This is a genomic window from Kaistella jeonii, assembly GCF_000812865.1.
Taxonomy (GTDB): domain Bacteria; phylum Bacteroidota; class Bacteroidia; order Flavobacteriales; family Weeksellaceae; genus Kaistella; species Kaistella jeonii.
Genome location: NZ_JSYL01000002.1, coordinates 211728 through 231688 on the forward strand (window position 1 = coordinate 211728; position 19961 = coordinate 231688).

The 19961-nt window shown below is 35.8% G+C and carries 17 protein-coding genes; 6 read left to right on the top strand and 11 right to left on the bottom strand.

Going from position 1 to position 19961, the window contains the following annotated elements; translation table 11 throughout:
• Nucleotides 1-100: 100 nt before the first annotated feature.
• On the top strand, nucleotides 101-3049 hold the full coding sequence (locus OA86_RS03565) for a DUF2135 domain-containing protein (protein ID WP_039348972.1): 2949 nt from the start codon (nucleotides 101-103) through the stop codon (nucleotides 3047-3049).
• 113 nt (nucleotides 3050-3162) lie between these two features.
• Nucleotides 3163-3606 (top strand): ferritin-like domain-containing protein, encoded by a 444-nt coding sequence (locus OA86_RS03570; RefSeq protein ID WP_039348977.1) that lies wholly within the window; start codon nucleotides 3163-3165, stop codon nucleotides 3604-3606.
• 75 nt (nucleotides 3607-3681) lie between these two features.
• Here the strand turns inward: OA86_RS03570 and OA86_RS03575 are convergent, their stop codons facing one another.
• The 4 genes from OA86_RS03575 to OA86_RS03590 all read right to left on the bottom strand — a co-directional run bounded on the left by OA86_RS03575 (nucleotide 3682) and on the right by OA86_RS03590 (nucleotide 9763).
• Nucleotides 3682-4818 carry a serine hydrolase domain-containing protein gene (locus tag OA86_RS03575; RefSeq protein ID WP_052257416.1) on the bottom strand — a complete coding sequence of 379 codons (1137 nt, stop codon included), beginning with the start codon at nucleotides 4816-4818 and terminating at the stop codon, nucleotides 3682-3684.
• Between the two features lie 123 nt (nucleotides 4819-4941).
• Entirely contained in the window at nucleotides 4942-5439 is a 498-nt protein-coding gene (locus OA86_RS03580) for a hypothetical protein (protein WP_039348980.1), read from the bottom strand.
• Between the two features lie 150 nt (nucleotides 5440-5589).
• The gene (locus tag OA86_RS03585) at nucleotides 5590-5988 is read right to left on the bottom strand and encodes a GlcG/HbpS family heme-binding protein (protein WP_039348984.1); all 399 of its coding nucleotides are present in this window, start codon (nucleotides 5986-5988) and stop codon (nucleotides 5590-5592) included.
• A gap of 394 nt (nucleotides 5989-6382) precedes the next feature.
• Nucleotides 6383-9763, bottom strand: coding sequence for a methylmalonyl-CoA mutase family protein (locus OA86_RS03590; protein ID WP_039348987.1), 3381 nt, complete (start codon nucleotides 9761-9763; stop codon nucleotides 6383-6385).
• A 171-nt stretch (nucleotides 9764-9934) separates the two neighbouring features.
• Here OA86_RS03590 and OA86_RS03595 point away from each other — a divergent pair, with 171 nt between their 5' ends.
• The 4 genes from OA86_RS03595 to rpsB all read left to right on the top strand — a co-directional run bounded on the left by OA86_RS03595 (nucleotide 9935) and on the right by rpsB (nucleotide 12252).
• Entirely contained in the window at nucleotides 9935-10267 is a 333-nt protein-coding gene (locus OA86_RS03595) for a hypothetical protein (RefSeq protein WP_039348990.1), read from the top strand.
• Nucleotides 10268-10441: 174 nt separating this feature from the next.
• Entirely contained in the window at nucleotides 10442-10897 is a 456-nt protein-coding gene (gene rplM, locus OA86_RS03600; RefSeq protein ID WP_034721149.1) for a 50S ribosomal protein L13, read from the top strand.
• A gap of 5 nt (nucleotides 10898-10902) precedes the next feature.
• Nucleotides 10903-11289, top strand: coding sequence for a 30S ribosomal protein S9 (gene rpsI, locus OA86_RS03605; RefSeq protein WP_039348997.1), 387 nt, complete (start codon nucleotides 10903-10905; stop codon nucleotides 11287-11289).
• A 180-nt stretch (nucleotides 11290-11469) separates the two neighbouring features.
• Nucleotides 11470-12252 carry a 30S ribosomal protein S2 gene (rpsB, locus tag OA86_RS03610; RefSeq protein ID WP_039349000.1) on the top strand — a complete coding sequence of 261 codons (783 nt, stop codon included), beginning with the start codon at nucleotides 11470-11472 and terminating at the stop codon, nucleotides 12250-12252.
• 103 nt (nucleotides 12253-12355) lie between these two features.
• Here rpsB and OA86_RS03615 read toward each other — a convergent pair whose 3' ends face one another.
• The 7 genes from OA86_RS03615 to OA86_RS03645 form a co-directional block, all read right to left on the bottom strand.
• Nucleotides 12356-13006 carry a DUF6759 domain-containing protein gene (locus OA86_RS03615; RefSeq protein ID WP_039349003.1) on the bottom strand — a complete coding sequence of 217 codons (651 nt, stop codon included), beginning with the start codon at nucleotides 13004-13006 and terminating at the stop codon, nucleotides 12356-12358.
• Between the two features lie 18 nt (nucleotides 13007-13024).
• Entirely contained in the window at nucleotides 13025-13699 is a 675-nt protein-coding gene (gene trmB, locus OA86_RS03620; RefSeq protein WP_039349006.1) for a tRNA (guanosine(46)-N7)-methyltransferase TrmB, read from the bottom strand.
• Between the two features lie 59 nt (nucleotides 13700-13758).
• Complete coding sequence (locus tag OA86_RS03625) at nucleotides 13759-14583, bottom strand: DUF6759 domain-containing protein (protein WP_246008019.1); 825 nt, start codon at nucleotides 14581-14583, stop codon at nucleotides 13759-13761.
• A 94-nt stretch (nucleotides 14584-14677) separates the two neighbouring features.
• Nucleotides 14678-15466: a hypothetical protein gene (locus OA86_RS03630; RefSeq protein WP_039349009.1), complete on the bottom strand. Its 789-nt coding sequence runs from the start codon at nucleotides 15464-15466 to the stop codon at nucleotides 14678-14680.
• 176 nt (nucleotides 15467-15642) lie between these two features.
• The gene (locus OA86_RS03635; RefSeq protein WP_039349012.1) at nucleotides 15643-18594 is read right to left on the bottom strand and encodes a reprolysin-like metallopeptidase; all 2952 of its coding nucleotides are present in this window, start codon (nucleotides 18592-18594) and stop codon (nucleotides 15643-15645) included.
• Nucleotides 18595-18844: 250 nt separating this feature from the next.
• Nucleotides 18845-19507: a DUF6048 family protein gene (locus OA86_RS03640; protein WP_039349015.1), complete on the bottom strand. Its 663-nt coding sequence runs from the start codon at nucleotides 19505-19507 to the stop codon at nucleotides 18845-18847.
• Nucleotides 19473-19949: a DUF6452 family protein gene (locus OA86_RS03645; RefSeq protein WP_039349017.1), complete on the bottom strand. Its 477-nt coding sequence runs from the start codon at nucleotides 19947-19949 to the stop codon at nucleotides 19473-19475. Before OA86_RS03645 ends, OA86_RS03640 begins: the two co-directional genes overlap by 35 nt.
• Between the last annotated feature and the right edge of the window lie 12 nt (nucleotides 19950-19961).

The window sequence follows — 19961 nt, forward strand, 5'->3', positions numbered from 1 at the left end:
AAAATGCGCCGGATTTTTTTTGGGAAATTTCTCTGTAAAAAAGGGGAAATCTTTTTAACTTTAAACAATACGTGATGTCAAATAAAAAATCTTCTGTCTTATGAAAAAATTGTCAACTCTTTTCTCGTTTTTGCTGTTTTCAAATTTGTTTTTCGCTCAAATTCCCATCTTAGAAATTGCTTCGAAAAATGGAGATTATAAAATGAATAACGAGGTAATTCTTCAAAGTTTGAATTATGACATTAAGATCACGGGAAATATTTCTACCACCGTTGCAACAATGGTTTTTAAAAATAATTCCAGCAGAATATTAGAAGGCAGAATAACATTTCCTTTGCCGGAAAACGTTTCCGTAAGTGGTTACGCTTTAGATATTAACGGAAAATTACGCAATGCAGTTCCCGTTGAAAAAGCCAGGGCGAAAGAAGTTTTTGAAAGTATTGAGAAAAGAAGCGTTGATCCCGGAATTTTGGAAAAAGTAGAGGGAAATAATTTTCGGACGCGTATTTATCCCGTTCTCGCCAATGGAGAAAGAACCGTTCAAATTACTTATAATCAAGAATTAAAAAAATCGGGAAATAATCTCGAGTATTTTTTACCGCTGGATTATAAAGCTCCTATTCCTCTTTTTAGTTTAAAAACTACGGTTTTTGAAAACAGCACAATGCCACAATTAGAAGAAAGACCCGATGGAAGTTTTGATTTTAAAAAGAATGGAAATGTTTGGGTTGCCGAAACTAAAAGATCTAATTATAAAACGACAGAAAACCTGCGAATTAATCTTCCTCAAAATAATGAAGAAAATTCTGTTTTGATGCAGAAAGCGAGTGACGATCAATTTTATTTTTTAGCAAATGTTCCCGTGACGGCTTCTTCAATTTCAAAAAAAATTCCGCAGACGATCGGCATTATTTGGGATAATTCTTTGAGTGGTTTAAAACGCGATCACGAAAAAGAATTTGAATTACTGGAGGAATATTTTAAAGTGGCAAAAAATATCAATGTCAAATTAGCACTTCTCAGCAATGAATTTGAAGAAAGCAAAAGCTTTAAAATTACTAATGGAAACTGGGCGGAATTAAAAACTTTTTTAAAAACTCTAACCTACGATGGAGGAACAGACTTCGGAGAAATAAAGAATCTGAATGTGGAGGAATATGTTCTCTTTTCTGATGGACTCTCTACTTTTGGTGATTTAAATCTAACTTTAAACAAACCCGTTTATACCATCATTTCTTCGCCGAAAGCTAACTTCAGTCAGATGAAATTCATCAGTTTAAAAACAGGTGGTGAACTTTTAAATATCAATCAAAATTTACCTGCGCAGGAAGTAAAAAAATTACTTTTCCAAAATCTAAAATTTCTGGGTATTAAACCTGGTTCGGATGTGAGTGAAGTTTATCCACAACTTCCACAAACTATTAATAATAACGTGGTATTGACCGGGATTTCAAATCAGGGAAAAACTTCAATCACTTTACTTTTCGGCTTTGGAAATAAGGTTTCTCAAGAAATAGTAATCACCATTAACGCTGAAAACCAAAGCACCAAAGACTGGGATATTTCGAAATTTTGGGCACAAAAAAAGATTTCTGAACTGGAGCTTTTTGGAGAGAAAAATAAAGAAGATATTGAGGATTTAGGTAAACAGTTTGGTATCGCCACCAATAACACGAGTTTAATTGTCTTAGAAAATGTACAGGATTATGCACGTTACGAAATTTTTCCACCTGCAGAATTGCGGGCAGAATATGATCAAATCATAAAAGGAAACCGAGATCAAAGAGATGCCCGAATGACGAATTTGATGGAGAAAGCGGAACTGATGACGGAAGATCTGAAAAAATGGTGGAATACTGATTTTAAAAGTTCGAAAAAATATCCAAAACCGTTGGATCGTCAAAATCAAGCGCCATCAGTCAATAATTCTGAAGTTCACACCGAATTATCCGGTCAGGTTCAGGGCGTTCAAATTCGTGGAAATAATTCTGCAGAGCGGACTCAAGATATTCAGGAAGTAGTCACAGTTAGAGGAATTAGTTCAGCCAGTAATAAAAGCAGGAGTGACGATGAAGTCAGTAATAACAAATCCGCTGAAATAGAAAACATCGCAAAAGGAAAGATCACTACCATCGATGTGAAATCTGATCAGGAATACATGAAGTTTTTTGACAAATTAAATTCTGCAGAAAGTATTTATTCGCAATATTTGGTGCAAAGAGAAAATTATATTCAAACACCGACTTTCTATTTTGATGTGGCAAATCTGCTCTTGCAAAAAAATAATGGAAAATTAGGTTTAAAGGTTTTGAGTTCAATTGCGGATCTGGATCTTGAAAATGAAGAATTGTACAAACTCCTGATTTACAAATTAAAAGAACAGAATATCAATGACAAACAAGTCTGGATCGCTAAAAAAATTATGGAGTGGCGACCGATGGATCCTCACAGTTACCGCGATTATGCATTAGCACTGGAAGATGAGGGGAAACCACAGGAAGCTTTGAATAATCTTTACAAAATTTTGAATAGATCGTACACGCAGGAACTCGCAAACCGAGATAATGGAATAGAAGAAACCATCATCATGGAATTAAATGAATTGGTCTCCAGAAACGGCAATAAACTCGATCTAAGTAAAATTAATCCAAAATTAATAACAGATCTACCTGTCAATATTCGCGTCGTTCTGAACTGGAATAAAGACAATACCGATATTGATCTTTGGGTGACCGATCCGAACGGGGAAAAATGCATGTATTCTAATAAAAAAACGGCGCTCGGCGGAAGATTGAGCGATGATTTCACGGGAGGATTCGGACCGGAACAATTTTTATTAAAGAAAGCCATCAAAGGAAAATATAAAATAGAAACCAATTTCTATGGAGAAAACCAGGTGACTTTGAGTGGACCAACTGCGATCTTAGCGGAGATCTATCTTAATTACGCTACCGGAAAACAGGAAAGAAAACTCGTTATTTTTCAAAATCAGAAAAAATCAAAAGAAGGAAACGGCGATGGCGTTTTGATTGGAGAGTTCGAATTTTAATTTTTTTTCCATCGAGAAATTTACTATTGTTAAACTAAGTTAAATCTTACTATTCCTCTGAAATTGGAATGTTTTGTGCACTAATAAAGGAAATAACATTAAATAATATTACAATGGAAAACGACAAAGTAGTTAGCTTATTAAACGATTTACTGACCAAAAATTACGACGCTGAAAAAGGATATAAAGAAGTTGCTGAAAAAATTGAGCACACTTCTCTGAAATCTTATTTTGATGCTCAAGCTCAAAACAGATATGATTTCGGACATCAGATCAAAGCATTAATTTCTAAATATGGTGGCGAACCGCACAAAGGAACAAGTATTGTGGGAGATCTGCACAGAACCTGGATCGCAATCAGAGACGCATTTACAGATGGAGACAATGCGATCTACGCAGAAGCAATTCGTGGTGAAGAAGCATTTTCCGCAGAGTACGGAGACATGTTAACCAAAGAAGTTTTACCACAAGATGTAAAAGATATGGTTCAAACTCAGAAAAATTCGGTGGACAAAGCCTTAGCATCATTAAAAGTGATGGATGGTTTTCAATCTTAAGAACTTTCAGAGATAGTATTAAAAAATGGTTTCGGCAGTGCTGAAACCATTTTTTTTGGAATGAAAAGAAATCTATTACAGCGAAGAAAGTGGCTTCAACATTTCCGTCCGCAACTCAACTACTTTGTTTTGAGCTGAATCTGTAATCTTTTTTATTTCTTTATGAGGATTAAAAATCGCATTTTTTCCTATCGCCTCATTAGCAATATTGGACAAAATAATGACTGAGGTTTTAGTTTCGGGATAATAAATATTGAGCGACGGCGCACCTTTTACATAACCTGAATGAAAATAAGAACGAGGTGCAGTATTAATCATAATTCCGAAACCATATTCCATTTTTCCAAAAACCGGATGATTTCTATCCGCTGATTTTTCAGTCATTTTTTTTAAAGTTTCCGGCTTCAGAATTTGGCCGCCATATAGTTTGGTATTCCAGAGATGAAGATCAGAAACGGTGGTCAATATTCCGCCGGCAGGAACGGAGATTTCTTTGTTGGCAAGACGTTTCGGCATATTTACAATTTCCTGAAATTTTTTGGAATTCCCTAAGAAAGCTCCTGCAAGATGATTTCCCTGCGATAAATTAGCAGTAGAAGAATTGGTCATTCCAACTTTTTTAAAAAGTTCGAGCGCGTTTTCATCGTAAGATTTCCCTGAAACTTTTTCAATAATTTCGCCCAACAGCCGATATCCTTTGTTAGAATAATGAAATTTTTCTCCGGGTTTTGAAAGCAATCCATTTCCAGAATCACTGATTCCTGAGGTATGATTTAATAAATTCTTAATGCTGATATTTTCAAAGCCGTTTTTTTCAAAGCCTTTCAGATATTTTGAAACTTTATCTTCTGTGTTAAGTTGGACTTGATCTTCCTGAAGCAATATTAGAACCGCGGTAAATTGTTTACTGATGGAGGCAATTGCAAAAACCGAATTGCTATCGAGTTTAGCCTTATCCTTAAAATTTTGAAATCCTTCACTTTTTTGATATAACATATTTTCACCTTTCAGAACTGCCACAGAACCGTTGAAATGATACTTGGAAAAGACAGAATCAATTTTATCTTTCAATATACTTTTTTCGAACTGATTGACGGCATTTTCAACAATAACTTCGGGAGAAATTGGTTGCGCCGCAAATTTTTCCTTTTCAGATTTACAGGAAATAATGAAGAGCAGAAAAGCAAAATATAGAATTTTTTTTGAATTCATAAAAACCGGCATTTTTTCAAATATAAAAAAAAGAATATTGAAGCACAGACTTTTCTAAATTTTACACAAAAAAAAGTCTCAAAGAAATATTGAGACTTTTCAAATTTTACAAAAAAATTTTAATTAATTCTTCTTACCGACATATTGAACACCCGCCAAAACCTTTGCTACGTCAATTTTTGCTCCTTTTGAATTCATGGAAATATCCTTCGTTTTTATTCCATTTTTTCCGACAGAGATATTGCTGTAATCTGATTGTGACATGCCCAGACAATTGGTTTTGTTATTCAGGGAAATACTGATTTCGCTGTCCTCGGTTTTGTAAGCGATGCACCCTAACTTTACCGCATATCCAAAAGCAGTCTGTGGAGGAATACTATATACTTCGGCATCTTCAGTTTTTGTATTGGCTACGGCATAAATTCTACTGTTTCCTAATAAATTAGAGATCCAGATCACATTTTTCTTCACCGGATCTTTTGTAATTACGAGATCTTTTGTAGCGGCATCCCGAATTTTGTCCGGTGCCAGAAAAGCCGATTGCGTATAAGTTCCAAGAATCGATTGCGCATAAATTATGCTGGAAGAAGCAATCATTAAAAATACCGCTAACTTTTTCATATTAATTTTTTATAAAGTTACTAAAATTTGAAGATACCGTCCAATGCATAGTAACAAGATCATAAAAAATAAATTTATTTTAAATAATCCATTAAAAATTTTTCAAACTGTGATTATTTTTTAGGATCTACCCCTGCATTTTTTTAAACTTTACAAGGCTTCTGAACCTGCACTTGCAACCGCATGATCATTTTCAACAGAACTTCCGCTTACTCCAATCGCGCCAATAATTTCACCTTCAGCATTTTTAATTGGAATTCCGCCCGGGAAAGTAATTAAACCACCGTTGGAATGTTCGATGTTGTAAAGCGAACCTCCGGGTTGAGAAAGATTTCCGATCTCCCCGGAATTCATATCAAAAAATCTTGCTGTTTTTGCTTTCTTAATTGAGATATCCAATGATCCTAACCAAGCGCCGTCCATTCTTGCGAAAGCAACTAAGTTTGCGCCACCGTCGACTACGGCGATATTCATTTTACATTCGATTGATCTGGCTTTTTCCTGTGCTGCTGAAATCAATTTTTCAGCTTGCGATAACGTAATATTCATTTACTAAATTTTTTATTTGTTTAAATTTTTGCTTTTAAAAAGTATAAAAAAGACCCTCAAACCTTTAAAAATTTGATGGCCCTATATATTAATTATTGTTGTTCTCTCAATGACCTACTTTTCGCACGTACAGCCTTTGCAAGTACAATTGGTACACGTACATTTTTTACAGTCTCCTGATTTGCAAGATTCGCAGTTGCAGGTACAATTCGTATTTTCCATAATTTCTATTAAATTAATATTGACGTAAATGTAAAAAATGATTTTCAAAGGAAGATCGTAATTATCTGATTTAACGAAAATTAACGTCATTGAAAAAATTAATAAAAAAAACCGTGTCAAGATTTTGAAATTTGACACGGTTGGTAAATAAATGAAGATTTAAATAATTGATCTACATATTTCTTCGATACATTCCGCCCACTTCAAATAAAGCATTGGTGATTTGTCCGAGTGAACAGTATTTCACGGCTTCCATCATTTTTGCAAATAAATTTTCCTGATTGATGGCGGAAGTCTGTAGATCTTTCAAAATCCCGTCGCTTTTATCAGCGTGAGATTTCTGGAAGTTTTCTAAATTTTTAATTTGAACCTGCTTTTCTTCTTCCGTCGAACGAATAACTTCACCGGGACGAACCGTTGGTGAACCATCTTTTCCTAAGAAGGTATTCACGCCGATAATCGGAAATTCTCCGGTGTGTTTCAGCATTTCGTAATGCATACTTTCCTCCTGAATTTTTGAACGTTGATACATGGTTTCCATCGCACCAAGAACGCCGCCTCTTTCAGTGATTCTGTCGAATTCGGTATAAACTGAATCCTCTACTAAATCTGTTAATTCTTCAATAATAAATGAGCCTTGCAACGGATTTTCGTTTTTTGCTAAACCTAATTCCTTATTAATGATGAGCTGAATTGCCATTGCTCTACGAACTGAATCTTCAGTCGGAGTCGTGATTGCCTCATCATAAGCATTGGTATGAAGCGAATTACAGTTATCATAAATCGCATACAATGCCTGCAATGTCGTTCTGATATCATTAAAGTCAATTTCCTGCGCATGCAAAGATCTTCCGGAGGTTTGAATATGATATTTCAACATTTGAGATCTTTCGTTGGCGTGGTATTTCAATTTCATTGCTTTTGCCCAGATTCTACGCGCTACTCTACCAATTACAGCATATTCCGGATCCAGTCCATTAGAAAAGAAGAAAGATAAATTCGGTGCGAAATCATTGATATTCATTCCGCGGCTCAAATAATATTCTACGTACGTGAATCCATTTGCCAAAGTAAATGCCAACTGAGAAATCGGATTTGCCCCCGCTTCTGCAATGTGATACCCGGAAATTGAAACTGAATAAAAATTTCTCACTTTCTCATCAATGAAATATTGCTGAACATCGCCCATTAATCTTAAAGCAAATTCAGTTGAAAAAATACAGGTATTTTGTGCCTGATCTTCCTTTAATATATCTGCCTGAACCGTTCCACGAACATTTGCGATGGTTTCTGCTTTAATTTTATTGTAGACTTCGGCATCAATTACTTCATCACCTGTAATTCCTAATAATTTTAAACCTAAACCATTATTTCCTTTTGGAAGTTCGCCTTCGTAAGCTGGTCTTTTTAAACCTTGATCATCAAATTTGACTTTTAATTTTGCCTCAACTCCGTCCCAAAGATTATTTTCTGATAAATATTTTTCTACATTCTGATCGATGGCCGCATTCATGAAAAAGGCGAGCAACATTGGAGCTGGACCATTAATCGTCATTGAAACAGAAGTCATCGCATTCACCAAATCAAAACCTGAATACAACTTTTTCGCATCATCTAATGTTGCGATAGAAACTCCGGCATTTCCGATCTTCCCATAAATATCCGGTGGTAAAGCGGGATCTTGTCCGTATAAAGTCACTGAATCAAAAGCGGTTGACAAACGTTTTGCGTCCATATCTGCGGAAACATAATGGAATCTACGATTCGTTCTTTCCGGTCCGCCTTCTCCGGCAAACATTCTTGTTGGATCTTCACCCGTTCTTTTAAAAGGAAATAATCCTGCCGTGTAAGGAAATTGTCCCGGAACATTTTCCTGACCTTTCCAACGTAACAGATCACCCCAATCCTGAAATTTCGGTAAAGAAAGTTTTGGAATTTTTAAATGGGATAAAGATTCATATTTCGTTTCTACTTTGATTTCTTTTCCACGCACGAAGTAAGAATAAGCATCTCCGGACATTTCTTCTTTGAAATGTTTCCAGCCTTTTAGAAAAGCGATATTTTCTTCAGAGAGTTCCTTTTTAGTTTTGAGGAAAACTTTTTCCAGTTTATCGGTTGTGTGCTGATCGTCGGTGATCAAAACTCTTGCGCCTTCTAACAAATACATTTTCTTTGCGATCAAAGCCTGATTTTCTACTTCTTTATCATAAGCGTGATTGCTTTCTACGATTTCAGAAAGGTATCGCACCCGTTTTGGTGGAATTACGGTAGTGTCTTCAGAAATATTCTGTTCCACAAATTCTTGAAACTTCGGTGAATTTTCACCAACAGTCTCAACTAATTTTTCGTTGACTTTGTTAATTAAAGCATTGTATAATTCGGTGGTTCCGTAATCATTGAACTGACTGGCTTTCGTAAAGAAAACCGGCATTTCTTCCAAAGGTTTATCAAATGCCGTGTGATTTCTCTGATAGGTTTTACGAACTGCCTGCAACGCATCTAAAGCGCCACGTTTATCCGATTTATTTAAAGCGATCAGATCTGCATAATCCAGCATGTCAATTTTTTCCAGCTGCGTGGATGCACCATATTCAGGCGTCATAACATACATGGAAACATCTGCAATATCAGTAATTTCGGAACCCGATTGTCCAATTCCGGAAGTTTCCAAAATGATAACATCAGGTTTAGCTAATTTTAAAATATTTAAAGCCGAATGAATATATGGGGAAACAGAAACGTTATTCTCCCGAGTTGCCATTGAACGCATGTAAACACGCGGATCATTAATGGAATTCATTCGAATTCTATCACCTAACAAAGCTCCACCTGTTTTCTTTTTGGAAGGATCTACAGAAACAATGGCAATTTTCTGCTCCGGATTGGAACGTAAAAATCGGCGAACCAGTTCATCCGTTAAAGAAGATTTTCCAGCTCCACCCGTTCCGGTGATTCCGATAATTGGAATTTTAGAATCTTTTGCTTGTTCGTCAATTGCTTTTACGAGATCAGGTTTTTCATCAGAGAAATTTTCTACGGCTGAAATTACTTCTGCGATTGATTTTGAATCTTCAAATTTAATTTTGTCCAAATCTGAAACTTGGATATGTTCTCCAGTGGCAAAATCAGATTTCTGTACCAGATCATTGATCATTCCCTGTAATCCCATTTCGCGGCCATCATCTGGCGAATAAATACGATCGATCCCGTACTCCATTAATTCTCTGATTTCTTCCGGAAGAATTACTCCACCACCACCACCAAAAATCTTAATTTGAGGTGCACCTTTTTCGCGCAGAAGATCGTAGATATACTTGAAATATTCGTTGTGACCACCTTGGTAAGAAGTTAAGGCGATCGCATTTGCATCTTCCTGAATCGCGCAATCCACCACTTCTTCCGCAGATTTATCGTGGCCAAGATGAATAACTTCGGCTCCTGTCGCCTGAATCATTCTTCTCATAATATTAATAGCAGCGTCGTGTCCATCAAATAAAGAAGCGGCGGTTACGACTCTCACTTTATTTTTCGGCGTATATTTTTCTTGATTCATAATATAATTTCGGTTGTCTTCAAAGATAATGAATTAAATAAAATTTTAAAAGTTATCTTAAACAATTGAATGAAAGACCGTTAAAATAAAATATTCTTTTCCAGGTTTAACAGAAAATCAATTTAAAGCCAGGGATTATTTAATTTTCGATATTTTTGCCAAAATTTAAGAATGAAAAGAGCACTCCTTTATTTAACAGGTGGAACCGCAGTCAGTTTTTTATTGAATTACTTTCTCTTGGGAAGTCAAGGCTGGGAACTGGATCTGTATTACGGATTTGCGTTTGGTTCTGCGTGGGGAATGGCTTATTTTCTGGATGATCCAAAATTTACATTGCCTCAAAAACTGGGAATTTCTTTTCTTGGAATGGGCTTGTTAGTCCTGATCGGATTTTTGCTTTTCGGTCTGGAACTCGCTGTACCTTCAGTCATTAAATTCTCCATGGTTTTCGTTGCGTACTATTTGATCGCAAGCTTCAAACCTTCAAAATCACTGCGGAATTAGGCAATTTATCGTGCTATTAACCATTAAGATAGAGAACGATCACAACTTCTAAGATTTTCTTTTCCAAATGATTGCAATAAATATTGGCAAAAGGTTTTCAGATAGAAAAATATTTCATAGCTTTGCACACCCTTTTTAAGGGAAAAATTATGTTTAATCGTAAACGAAAAAAGTGTGAATACATTAAGTTACAAAACCGTCTCAGCTAACAAAGCTACTGCAAATAAAGAATGGGTTGTGGTAGACGCTGAAGGACAACCTTTAGGAAGATTAGCTTCTAAGGTTGCAAAGATTTTGAGAGGTAAGCACAAAACGAATTTCACCCCTCACGCAGATTGCGGAGACAATGTGATCGTTTTGAATGCTGGAAAGATTACTCTTTCCGGAAACAAGTGGGCTGACAAAACTTACATTTGGCATACTGGTTATCCAGGTGGTCAAAAGTCAATGACTGCGCTCGAACTTCAAAAGAAAGATTCTTTGAAAGTATTGGAAAAATCTGTAAAAGGAATGATCCCAAAAACTAAATTAGGGAATCAATTGTTCAAGAACCTTTATTTATATGAAGGAACAGAACATAAACATGAAGCTCAGCAGCCGAAAGTAATTAATATTAACGAATTCAAATAATTAATATGTCAATAGTTCATAAAATCGGAAGAAGAAAAACTTCTGTTGCAAGAGTTTACGTGAGACCAGGTTCTGGTGCGATCACGATAAACAAAAAGGATTCTAAGGAATACTTCGGAACTGACGTTTTGGTTTACAAAGTGAATCAGGCATTTTTGTTAACAGAAACAGTAGGTCAATATGACGTAACTGTGAATGTTTTCGGTGGTGGAATTACAGGTCAGGCTGAAGCAATCAGACTCGCTATTTCTAGAGCTATGTGCGAAATCAATGAAGAAAACCGTTTGCTTTTGAAGCCACACGGATTGCTTACGAGAGACGCAAGAATGGTAGAAAGAAAGAAACCAGGTCAGAAAAAAGCAAGAAAGAAATTCCAGTTCTCAAAACGTTAATATTCAACGTGAGATTTGGAGAACAGAGATCAGAGAATTTATTTTCTTATTTCAATTCTTTTTACAAAAATTTATTTTTAATCACAAAATGCCCCGTTAGTTTAGCACCCAAACATTTCTCCCATCAAAGAAATCGTTGATTGCATAAAGCGGCACGTAAACTAAAAACAAAAAAGAGACATGGCAAAAGCAAATGTTAAAGACCTTTTAGAGGCAGGAGTACACTTTGGTCACATGACCAGAAAGTGGAATCCAAATATGGCTCCATACATTTTTATGGAGAAAAACGGTATTCACATCGTAGACTTACATAAAACGGCAGTGAAATTAGATGAAGCTTGTACAGCTTTAGAAAAAATCACTTCTGCAGGTAAAAAAGTTCTTTTCGTAGCGACTAAAAAGCAAGCGAAAGAAGTTGTAGCGAAATATGCAGCTGAACTTAATATGCCTTATATTACTGAAAGATGGCCAGGAGGAATGTTAACAAACTTTGTTACCATCCGTAAAGCTGTTAAGAAAATGAACCACATTGATAAAATGAAGAAAGATGGTACTTTCGAAACTTTATCTAAAAAAGAAAGACTACAGGTTGATCGTCAAAGAGCAAACCTGGAGAAAAATTTAGGTTCAATTTCTGACATGGTGCGTCTTCCATCAGCATTATTTATTGTTGATATTATGAAAGAACATATCGCTGTAACTGAGGCTAAAAAATTGGGTATTCCAATTTTTGCGATCGTTGATACAAACTCTGATCCAAGAAAAGTAGAATATGTAATTCCTGGAAATGATGATGCATCTAAATCTATCGATATGTTGTTGAGCGTTGTTTCAGCTTCTATCAAAGATGGTTTGTCTCAAAGAAAAGCAGATAAAGAAAAATCTAAAGAAGAAGGAGAAAAAGTTTCAGCTGATGCTGATGCTGATTTCGATTCTGAAACTCCTGCAACTGCAGCAGAATAAGATTTTATCTTCAAATATAAAAAGGTTCAGAATTACTTCTGAACCTTTTTTTGTGACTTGTTTTTGTGCCTTGTTTTTGGTAAGTAAAAGGGTTTACTTTCTATTAATAAGAAGCACCATTTTTATTTTGCGCATAAGTTGTACTCAGAAAATTAACCACTGGTTTATTTAGAATGACCAACATATTCTTAGCGATCGATTTGGTAGAGGTATAAAAGGCATCACAAACATTACTTCTCAATTGATAATCGCCTTTTTTAATGACCACCGAATTTTCGCCATGAGCCGGAACCGCTAAATTGTAAAATTCTTTACCTTGAATTCTCACGATCATATTACAGTCCGAATTATTTTGCATCAAAAGAATTGCCTCTTTATTTGTAACATCGTTTTCGAAAAGCTGATTTAATAATTTCACCGTTTTCTCTTCGTGCTTTTTGGAATTTTCTGAGAGGAGTTTTTTAAATTCTTCTACTTCATTATTATCTTTTTGCTGCATAACAGCTTTCGGAATTTCGATATAGGATGGTTTTAAATTGAATGCTTTCTGCTGATCGGGCTTCATCCAAGCCGCATTTTTAAGTGCGATCAGTTTCGATTTCAATACCGTTCTTCTGCCATCATCCGGATGTGCCGTTTTCAGGAAACTTTCGATTTCCTTGATGTTTTTGCTGTTTAAAATATCTTTATTTTTTTTCTGTGCTGAAAGTGACAGACTCGTAACTACAGTGAGTGTAAAAATAATTTTTTTCATTAATGCTCTAACGGGAAATTATAATTTAAATTTGATATAGGTGATCGTTTTTCCTTTTGACTCGAATAAAGTTTCGTAATACGTTTTAATTTCTCTTAACAATGGAGTTTCCGGATCGAATTCTGGTGCTCCATAAATATCATGATTAGCAAACAGAATTTCCCGATTTTGACCTTGAAGCAGACCTAAAGTGTAACCATGCAGAAATTCAGAATCAGTTTTCAAGTGCATGATGCCGTCTTTTTTTAAGATTTTCTGATACCTTTCCAGAAATTCAGGATGCGTCATTCGGTGTTTCGTTCTTCGGTATTTAATTTGCGGATCGGGGAAAGTGATCCAAATTTCATCGACCTCATCAGTTTCAAAAAAGTTGTCTACCAATTCAATTTGAGTTCGCAGAAATGCAACGTTGGTTAGATTTTTCTCAATAGCTTCTTTGGCACCGAACCAAAATCTTGCTCCTTTGATATCAATTCCAATAAAATTTTTCTCTGGGAACGCTTTTGCCAAACCTATGGAATACTCTCCTTTTCCGCAACCCAATTCCAAAACAATTGGATTATCATTTTTAAAGACTTCACTACGCCACTTTCCTTTTATATTAAAGCCTTCGACTGCTTCAGCTCTGGTTGGTTGAAAAACATTGGGAAGCGTTTTATTTTCGTCGAATCTTTTTTGTTTATTTTTACCCATTTCTTATTCAGAAACGCACAATTTTTGAGTTTGCACGCTTTTCTATTTTTTAATTAAAATTATTTTGCAGGAGAATCACCTAATGCAACCATGATCGCCTTTTGAACGGTCTTTTGAGAAGCATACTGCGCTCCACAAACCAGACTGGAGAAAAGATAATCACCTTTTGAAACTACAATTGTATTTTGTGCATGCGCCGGAACTGCTAAACGATATTTCATATTTCCCACACCTTCGATTCTCATAATGAGATTACAGTCGGATCGATTTTCAATCATTACAATACTTTCCTTGCTTTCTGGATTATTATCAAAAAGTGAATTGAGGATTTTTACCGTATTATTTTTATGTTCGATGGGACTTACAGATAATAACATCTTAAACTCCTCAACTTCGGTATCTACAGAATTGCCAAAAGTTGTTGCGTTATTGGGTACAGATTCACTGCCATAAACGGTCGTGATATAAGTGATAGAACTTCCATCTTTCTTTCGTAATTCTTCTTTGAATTTAGCAATTTGCTTCTGGCGAATTATTTCATTCAGCTCCTCGAAACTGATCCGTGTAGAAGATCGTTTCCGCAACAAGACAATTTTTTCCTGAAAATCTTTTACCCTTTGATCTCCAACATGCGCAGTTCTGATGTATTCTTTCAGCATCTTCACCAGTTTGGGTTTCAATACAGTCCGTTTCGGATCGTCGGGATGAGCATCTCTTAAATAGGCATCAATCTCATAAATATTGGTACTGTTAAGAATATTGGAGTAATCTTTACTCTTCTTCTGCGCAGAAAGATTAGAAAATGACAAGAGGATTAAAAGAAAGAAAATATTTTTAAATGAAAACATTTGACTTAGTATTTTTACAGCATAACTGCTATTCATTCGATTCTAATTTAGAATTAAATTATTGATAAACAGTTATGTTAGCGAAATTAAAAAAAAATATTGAAAATCATATTAGTTAAGAAATTATTCCTTATTTAAAATCCATCAAATGAGAGTTTTTTAATCTTCGCTGATAAATCGGCAGATATTTCTCAATATAAATAGCGACCGCTTCATAATTATTCGCTTGAATGTAAGGATACAGATTATCGGAAGTATAGATAAACTGCAGGAAATTATCAATCAGAGGCGCAGGAATTTTTAGATTCGTAAAATATTCAGTACCATAATAATTCTTGATACCAGTAATGGTAGCATTCATTTTTTCATATTGGCTAGCTCGTTCCTTCTTTTTGCGTTCGCCAGAAAGAATGTCATAAATACTGTCTAAACCAAATGTTAATCCGCCACCAGAAAGTCCAGCGACAGGGAGTTGGGTCGGCGTTCCGTCTCCTTTCGGAGAAGGAAGACCAAGCATTTTTTGCAGTGCTAAAGTTTTCTCCCCAGTTTTTAAGGAGCTTACGTCCTTTCGAAGATTTCCTGTAGGTCTGAATCTGCTAATAACTACTTCCTGAATATCGTAATAAGCAACTTTCAGCTCAACAAAGTTATTGATGTTTTGAATATTTTCTGCGGTAACTGTTACATCTTTTCGATCAGTAATGATAGAAGTGAATCGGATAACATCACCCACTTTAGCAGGAATTTTAAATGCACCAAAATAGTCGGTATAGACTGTTTTTTGATCCGTAATATTGGTGACATATACCTGATTAAGGTAATACACAGAATTATCTCTGATGATAATATCCCCGGAAAAGAATTGGGCATGAACTTCTGTTAAAAGAAATAAAGTGGCGAGCAGAAAAAGTTTCTTCATATAGAGCGCAAAAATAATTGAATTTTCGCACAAATACGTTAATTTGGGTAAAAATCGGTGGTTAAAGTTTGGTTAAATAGTACCAAATACTGTTAAATATAAATTAAAAAAAATTCCATAAACAGCAAAAAAAATCCCCAGAAAATTCTGGGGATTTCAATATTTAGAAAAAATTATTATTTCTTAATAAATTTCACTTGGCTTACTTCACCACCGTTATCAACAGCAATGACATAAACTCCTTTTACTAATTGTGAAACCTGCACTTTATTGTTAATTATTTTTCCTTTTGCAACAACTTGACCAGCCATATTGACAATCGTGTAAGTTGCTTTGTCGGAAACTTTAGTAATATTTAACAAATCAATTGCTGGATTTGGATAAACTTGAGCAGACTGCACAGTAGCTGCATTTACTCCAAGGGTTGGAGAGATCAGAACCGCATAATCTTCTACTTCACCGTAAGTATAAGTACCGCAAGGTGTTGCTTGAGGAGTACTAAATCTTAAAGCTACTCTCATTCCAACTGTTTTACTACCAGAGTAAGCCGCTGCTGGAACAGAGAAAGTTTCGGTAACCGGTGTTGTTTTATCTGCAACTGTAGCCATTACGACCTCGTTCGCATCAAAAGTTCCACTTCTATCAAAATCAATCCATACAGTAACAGCATCATTCCATTGCGTAGAAGGCCACGCTTTTGTTACGGAAATCGTATTATTGGTTGTTCCTTTCGCCAATTTCACCAATCTTGTAGGATCTGCTGAATAATTGGTATAATTAGAGGCACCAGAAGTACTGTTTACTCCTGCAGCACCTTCCGCATTAATTGATACATTAGAAATATACTCATCATTTGAATTTGTAGAAGTCAGTGTACAATAAGCGATCATTGATGTCGTAAAATTAACAGTTGCGGAATAAGCACCGGTTGTACCAGTACAAACTGCTGCAACTTGCACATTATATGCAGTACCTTCTTCTAAACCTGTAATAGCATAAGAATTTGTTGCTACTGCTACTTCAGTCCACGTAGCATCTGTTGCTTTTTTGTATCTTACGATATAAGTTGCAGATGCAATTGGATCCCAAGAAACTGTTGCACCAACTGTCGTAATTGAAGATGCGGCAAGACCTGCAGGAGCAGTTCCGTCACAAGCAACAAGAGCAGAAACTGTTACTGGAGCTACTGCATAAAATACGTTACCAATTGCAGAAATTCTAATCTTTAAGGCTGTATTTGTTGGCAAAGAAGCAAAACTGAAATCTTCTGACCCATCATTTAGGGTAGATGCAGATAAAACAGTCCATGATGTTCCATTGTCCATCGTATAGTCAATCTTTACATTTGCTACATTAAAAGGAGCTGCATTAGTTCCTACCACATCCCAAGTTAATGGTCCTGGAGCGTTGTTATACACTTTCGTAGAAGTAATTTTGAAAGGTCCATTAGCACTAACAGTTACTTTCTGTAAAGCTTGTTGCGTTTGTCTTTGCTTTGGATCTGCGGGAGTATCTCTTACGGTAACTCTGTAATTAGAAGCTCTTGCTACAGAAGAAACTGCTTCCCAACCGTTTGGATTACTTAATACTCCAGACATTACCGTTGCAAATTTTGGGAAATAGCGTATCGGACTTGCTGTTCCAGTAATTGATCGGAAACTTGCACCAGAAGTTGTAGTTCCTAAATTAGTTTTTGAGATTGCAACCGTTGCATTGTCAACTTCTTCCCAAGTGTAAGTCATTGGATTGCCATCCGGATCCGTTGCCTCAGCTGTTAATACAAAAGCAGTTCCTTTCGGAATAGTAACATCAGGCATTGGCGTAATAACCGCTGGATTATTAGCAACTGGCACTTCAATATCACACGTTTTAGATATTAAATTCGTTTGAACCTGGATGATAGAATTGATATGGAAATAAGCATCTGAATGTGCTTGTACATCTGTATTCGCTCCTGTAATCCCAGCATAACCCATAATCGTAGATCCAGAACCTGGTTCTACATTTTGACCTGTACCTTCCAGACCTTGAGAAAAAGTATGATTTGCTCCTAATTGATGACCCATTTCGTGGGCAACATAATCAATATCAAAGTTATCTCCCTGTGGAATTCCATCTGCAGGAGAAGTGATACCTGATCCTTTCCCGTTGTTAGTAGGAATACCAGTTCCATTTAAGGTAGGGCTTATACAAACACAACCAATACAACCTGCATTTCCACCACCTCCGAAAGCACCGAACATATGACCAATGTCGTAATTACCTTCTCCTGCTACAGCAGTAATAGCTTTTTGAGTTTCTAAATTCCATGCTGCAGGAACGCCAGTTGGTGTTGCAGTTGTAAATGGATCTGTCGCAGCATTGGTATAAATTAAAGCAGGGAAATCCTGAAGAATCACATGAAGACCAAAGTCCATTTCGAAAACACCATTGCAACGGGTTATTGTAGCATTAATTTGAGTCAACGCTCCGGCAACACCACCAAAATAAGTAGTATATTCTCCATTTGTAGTCATTGCAAGACGCATTGTTCTGTATTTTTTGTCAGAAGCTTTGCTAAAATCCGAGGGATTATTGTTAAAACTTTTACCAGACATGTATAATTTATCAATTTGCTGCTTCGTTAAAGGAGCTTCAGATGTTGAACAAACAAAAGCTTTGTCAGCTTCAGATTTGTTTGTTTTTGGATGAACTCCGTAAACAGACTTGTCTTTATTTTGAGGCTCGATAAATTCATATTTTCCATTTCTCACTACCATCGATTGAAAATCGTTTGGAGCAACAGAAAAACGAATATGAGCAGTTGGATCATCGATACCTACTCCTACATAAGAGCCTAACTGGTAACGGTCTGCCAAACTTTTTACAACTACGGGCGCACTGTACACGGCAAATCTTTCAATTTTACCATCTAACGTAGGGATTTTAATTTCAACTGGAACCGAATTTTTTCCGGTTTCTTGCGCTTTGGCAAGTGTAGATCTCATCGTTGCAAGATCTAGTGAATAATAACTTGTGACATTAGATGTCGCGCGGATTCTGTCACCTTGCATTGAGGTCGGGCTCCATTGTGCAAAAGCAGCCGTAGTCATCAATCCGCAAAGCAAAGAAGTAAAAATTTTCTTCATAAGATTAATTTATTAAAATTGTTTCCCAAAAGTAGATTTTTTTCCCTTCTAATCAAAATAAAAATGTTAAACTTTCTTGTATTTTTTAAAAAATAAGACAAGTCATAAGAACTATTAATAGCTTATTTATATCGATATCACCGAAAATTTATAGAATATCTAAATGAACAAAAAAGATTAAGAAAATAATTGTAAAATAACAGCGAAAAAAATATCAATAAGATATTCATTGCATAGTATGCGTATTCTTTTAAAAGTGATAGGCAATATTCCAGGAAAAGCCCATATTGAATTTCGCCGAACTTTTACCAAAGCCCGGAACGATCATCGGTTTAATTTCATCCTGCGTAGTTGAATACACTAAATATTTAGGCTGTACATTGATATCAATATAAAAAGGAGATTCAAAAAGTTGAACTCTTCCACCAATGGTTGCTTCGATCCAGTAAGAACTTTGAGAAGAGGGCGGGAAAGCTATAGAAGTTGCGCTTCCACCAAATCCACGAACGGGAACTGCTTTATATTCCTGCTTGTAAAATGAAGCTCCCACTTTTCCGCCCGCGTAGAAACCGTTCAGTTCATTTTCCCGATCATTCGCCAACATATAAAAAGCTCCTAATTTCAAAAAAGGACCATTTGCAGAAGCATCATATCCATTTTTCTGGTAAATATTTTTTTCAAAACCTACATCAGCCACGGCATGAATATTTTTGGTAATTCGGGACGAAACAAATCCCTGAAAAAGTTTACGATCAGAGAATGCTCCAATTCCCGCATTCAAAAGATCAAAACCAACCATAAAATTGGGTTGATATTTCCATTTTGTCTTTAAAGTATCCTGGTCTTTTTTTTGTGCAAAACCAAAGGAAAACAAGAGGCTAAAAAAGAAGGTAAAAATGAGTTTTTGATTCATCGGTAATTTGGTTTTGATTCTGTTCAACAGCTAAGACAGGGTTCGGAACGTCTAGAACTGAAGTCACATTTTCATATATTCTTTTAACTCCACACGCAGGAGAAACGTACTGCGATTTCGTGGTATAATTAATTTTAATTTCAGAAGTTACCGCCTTTTTTGTGATGCCCACATAAATTTTGGTAAAAGGAACATCATCAACCCGCAACGGGATTAGTACAGAATCAACTTTAGATTTTGCCACCACCGAAATCGGACCATTTCCGTAATCTACATTCACGTAAAGCGAATCCATCGTTTTCAGCTTGCCTGTAGACTGGGTTTTAAATCTCAGTTTCATTCTTGGAGTTGCTTCACCGCCGAGACAAATATCATCATCACTTCCGCAGGAAAAGAGGGAAATTAAAAAGATCGATATCCAGAATATTTTAAGAAATTTCATGAAACAAATGTA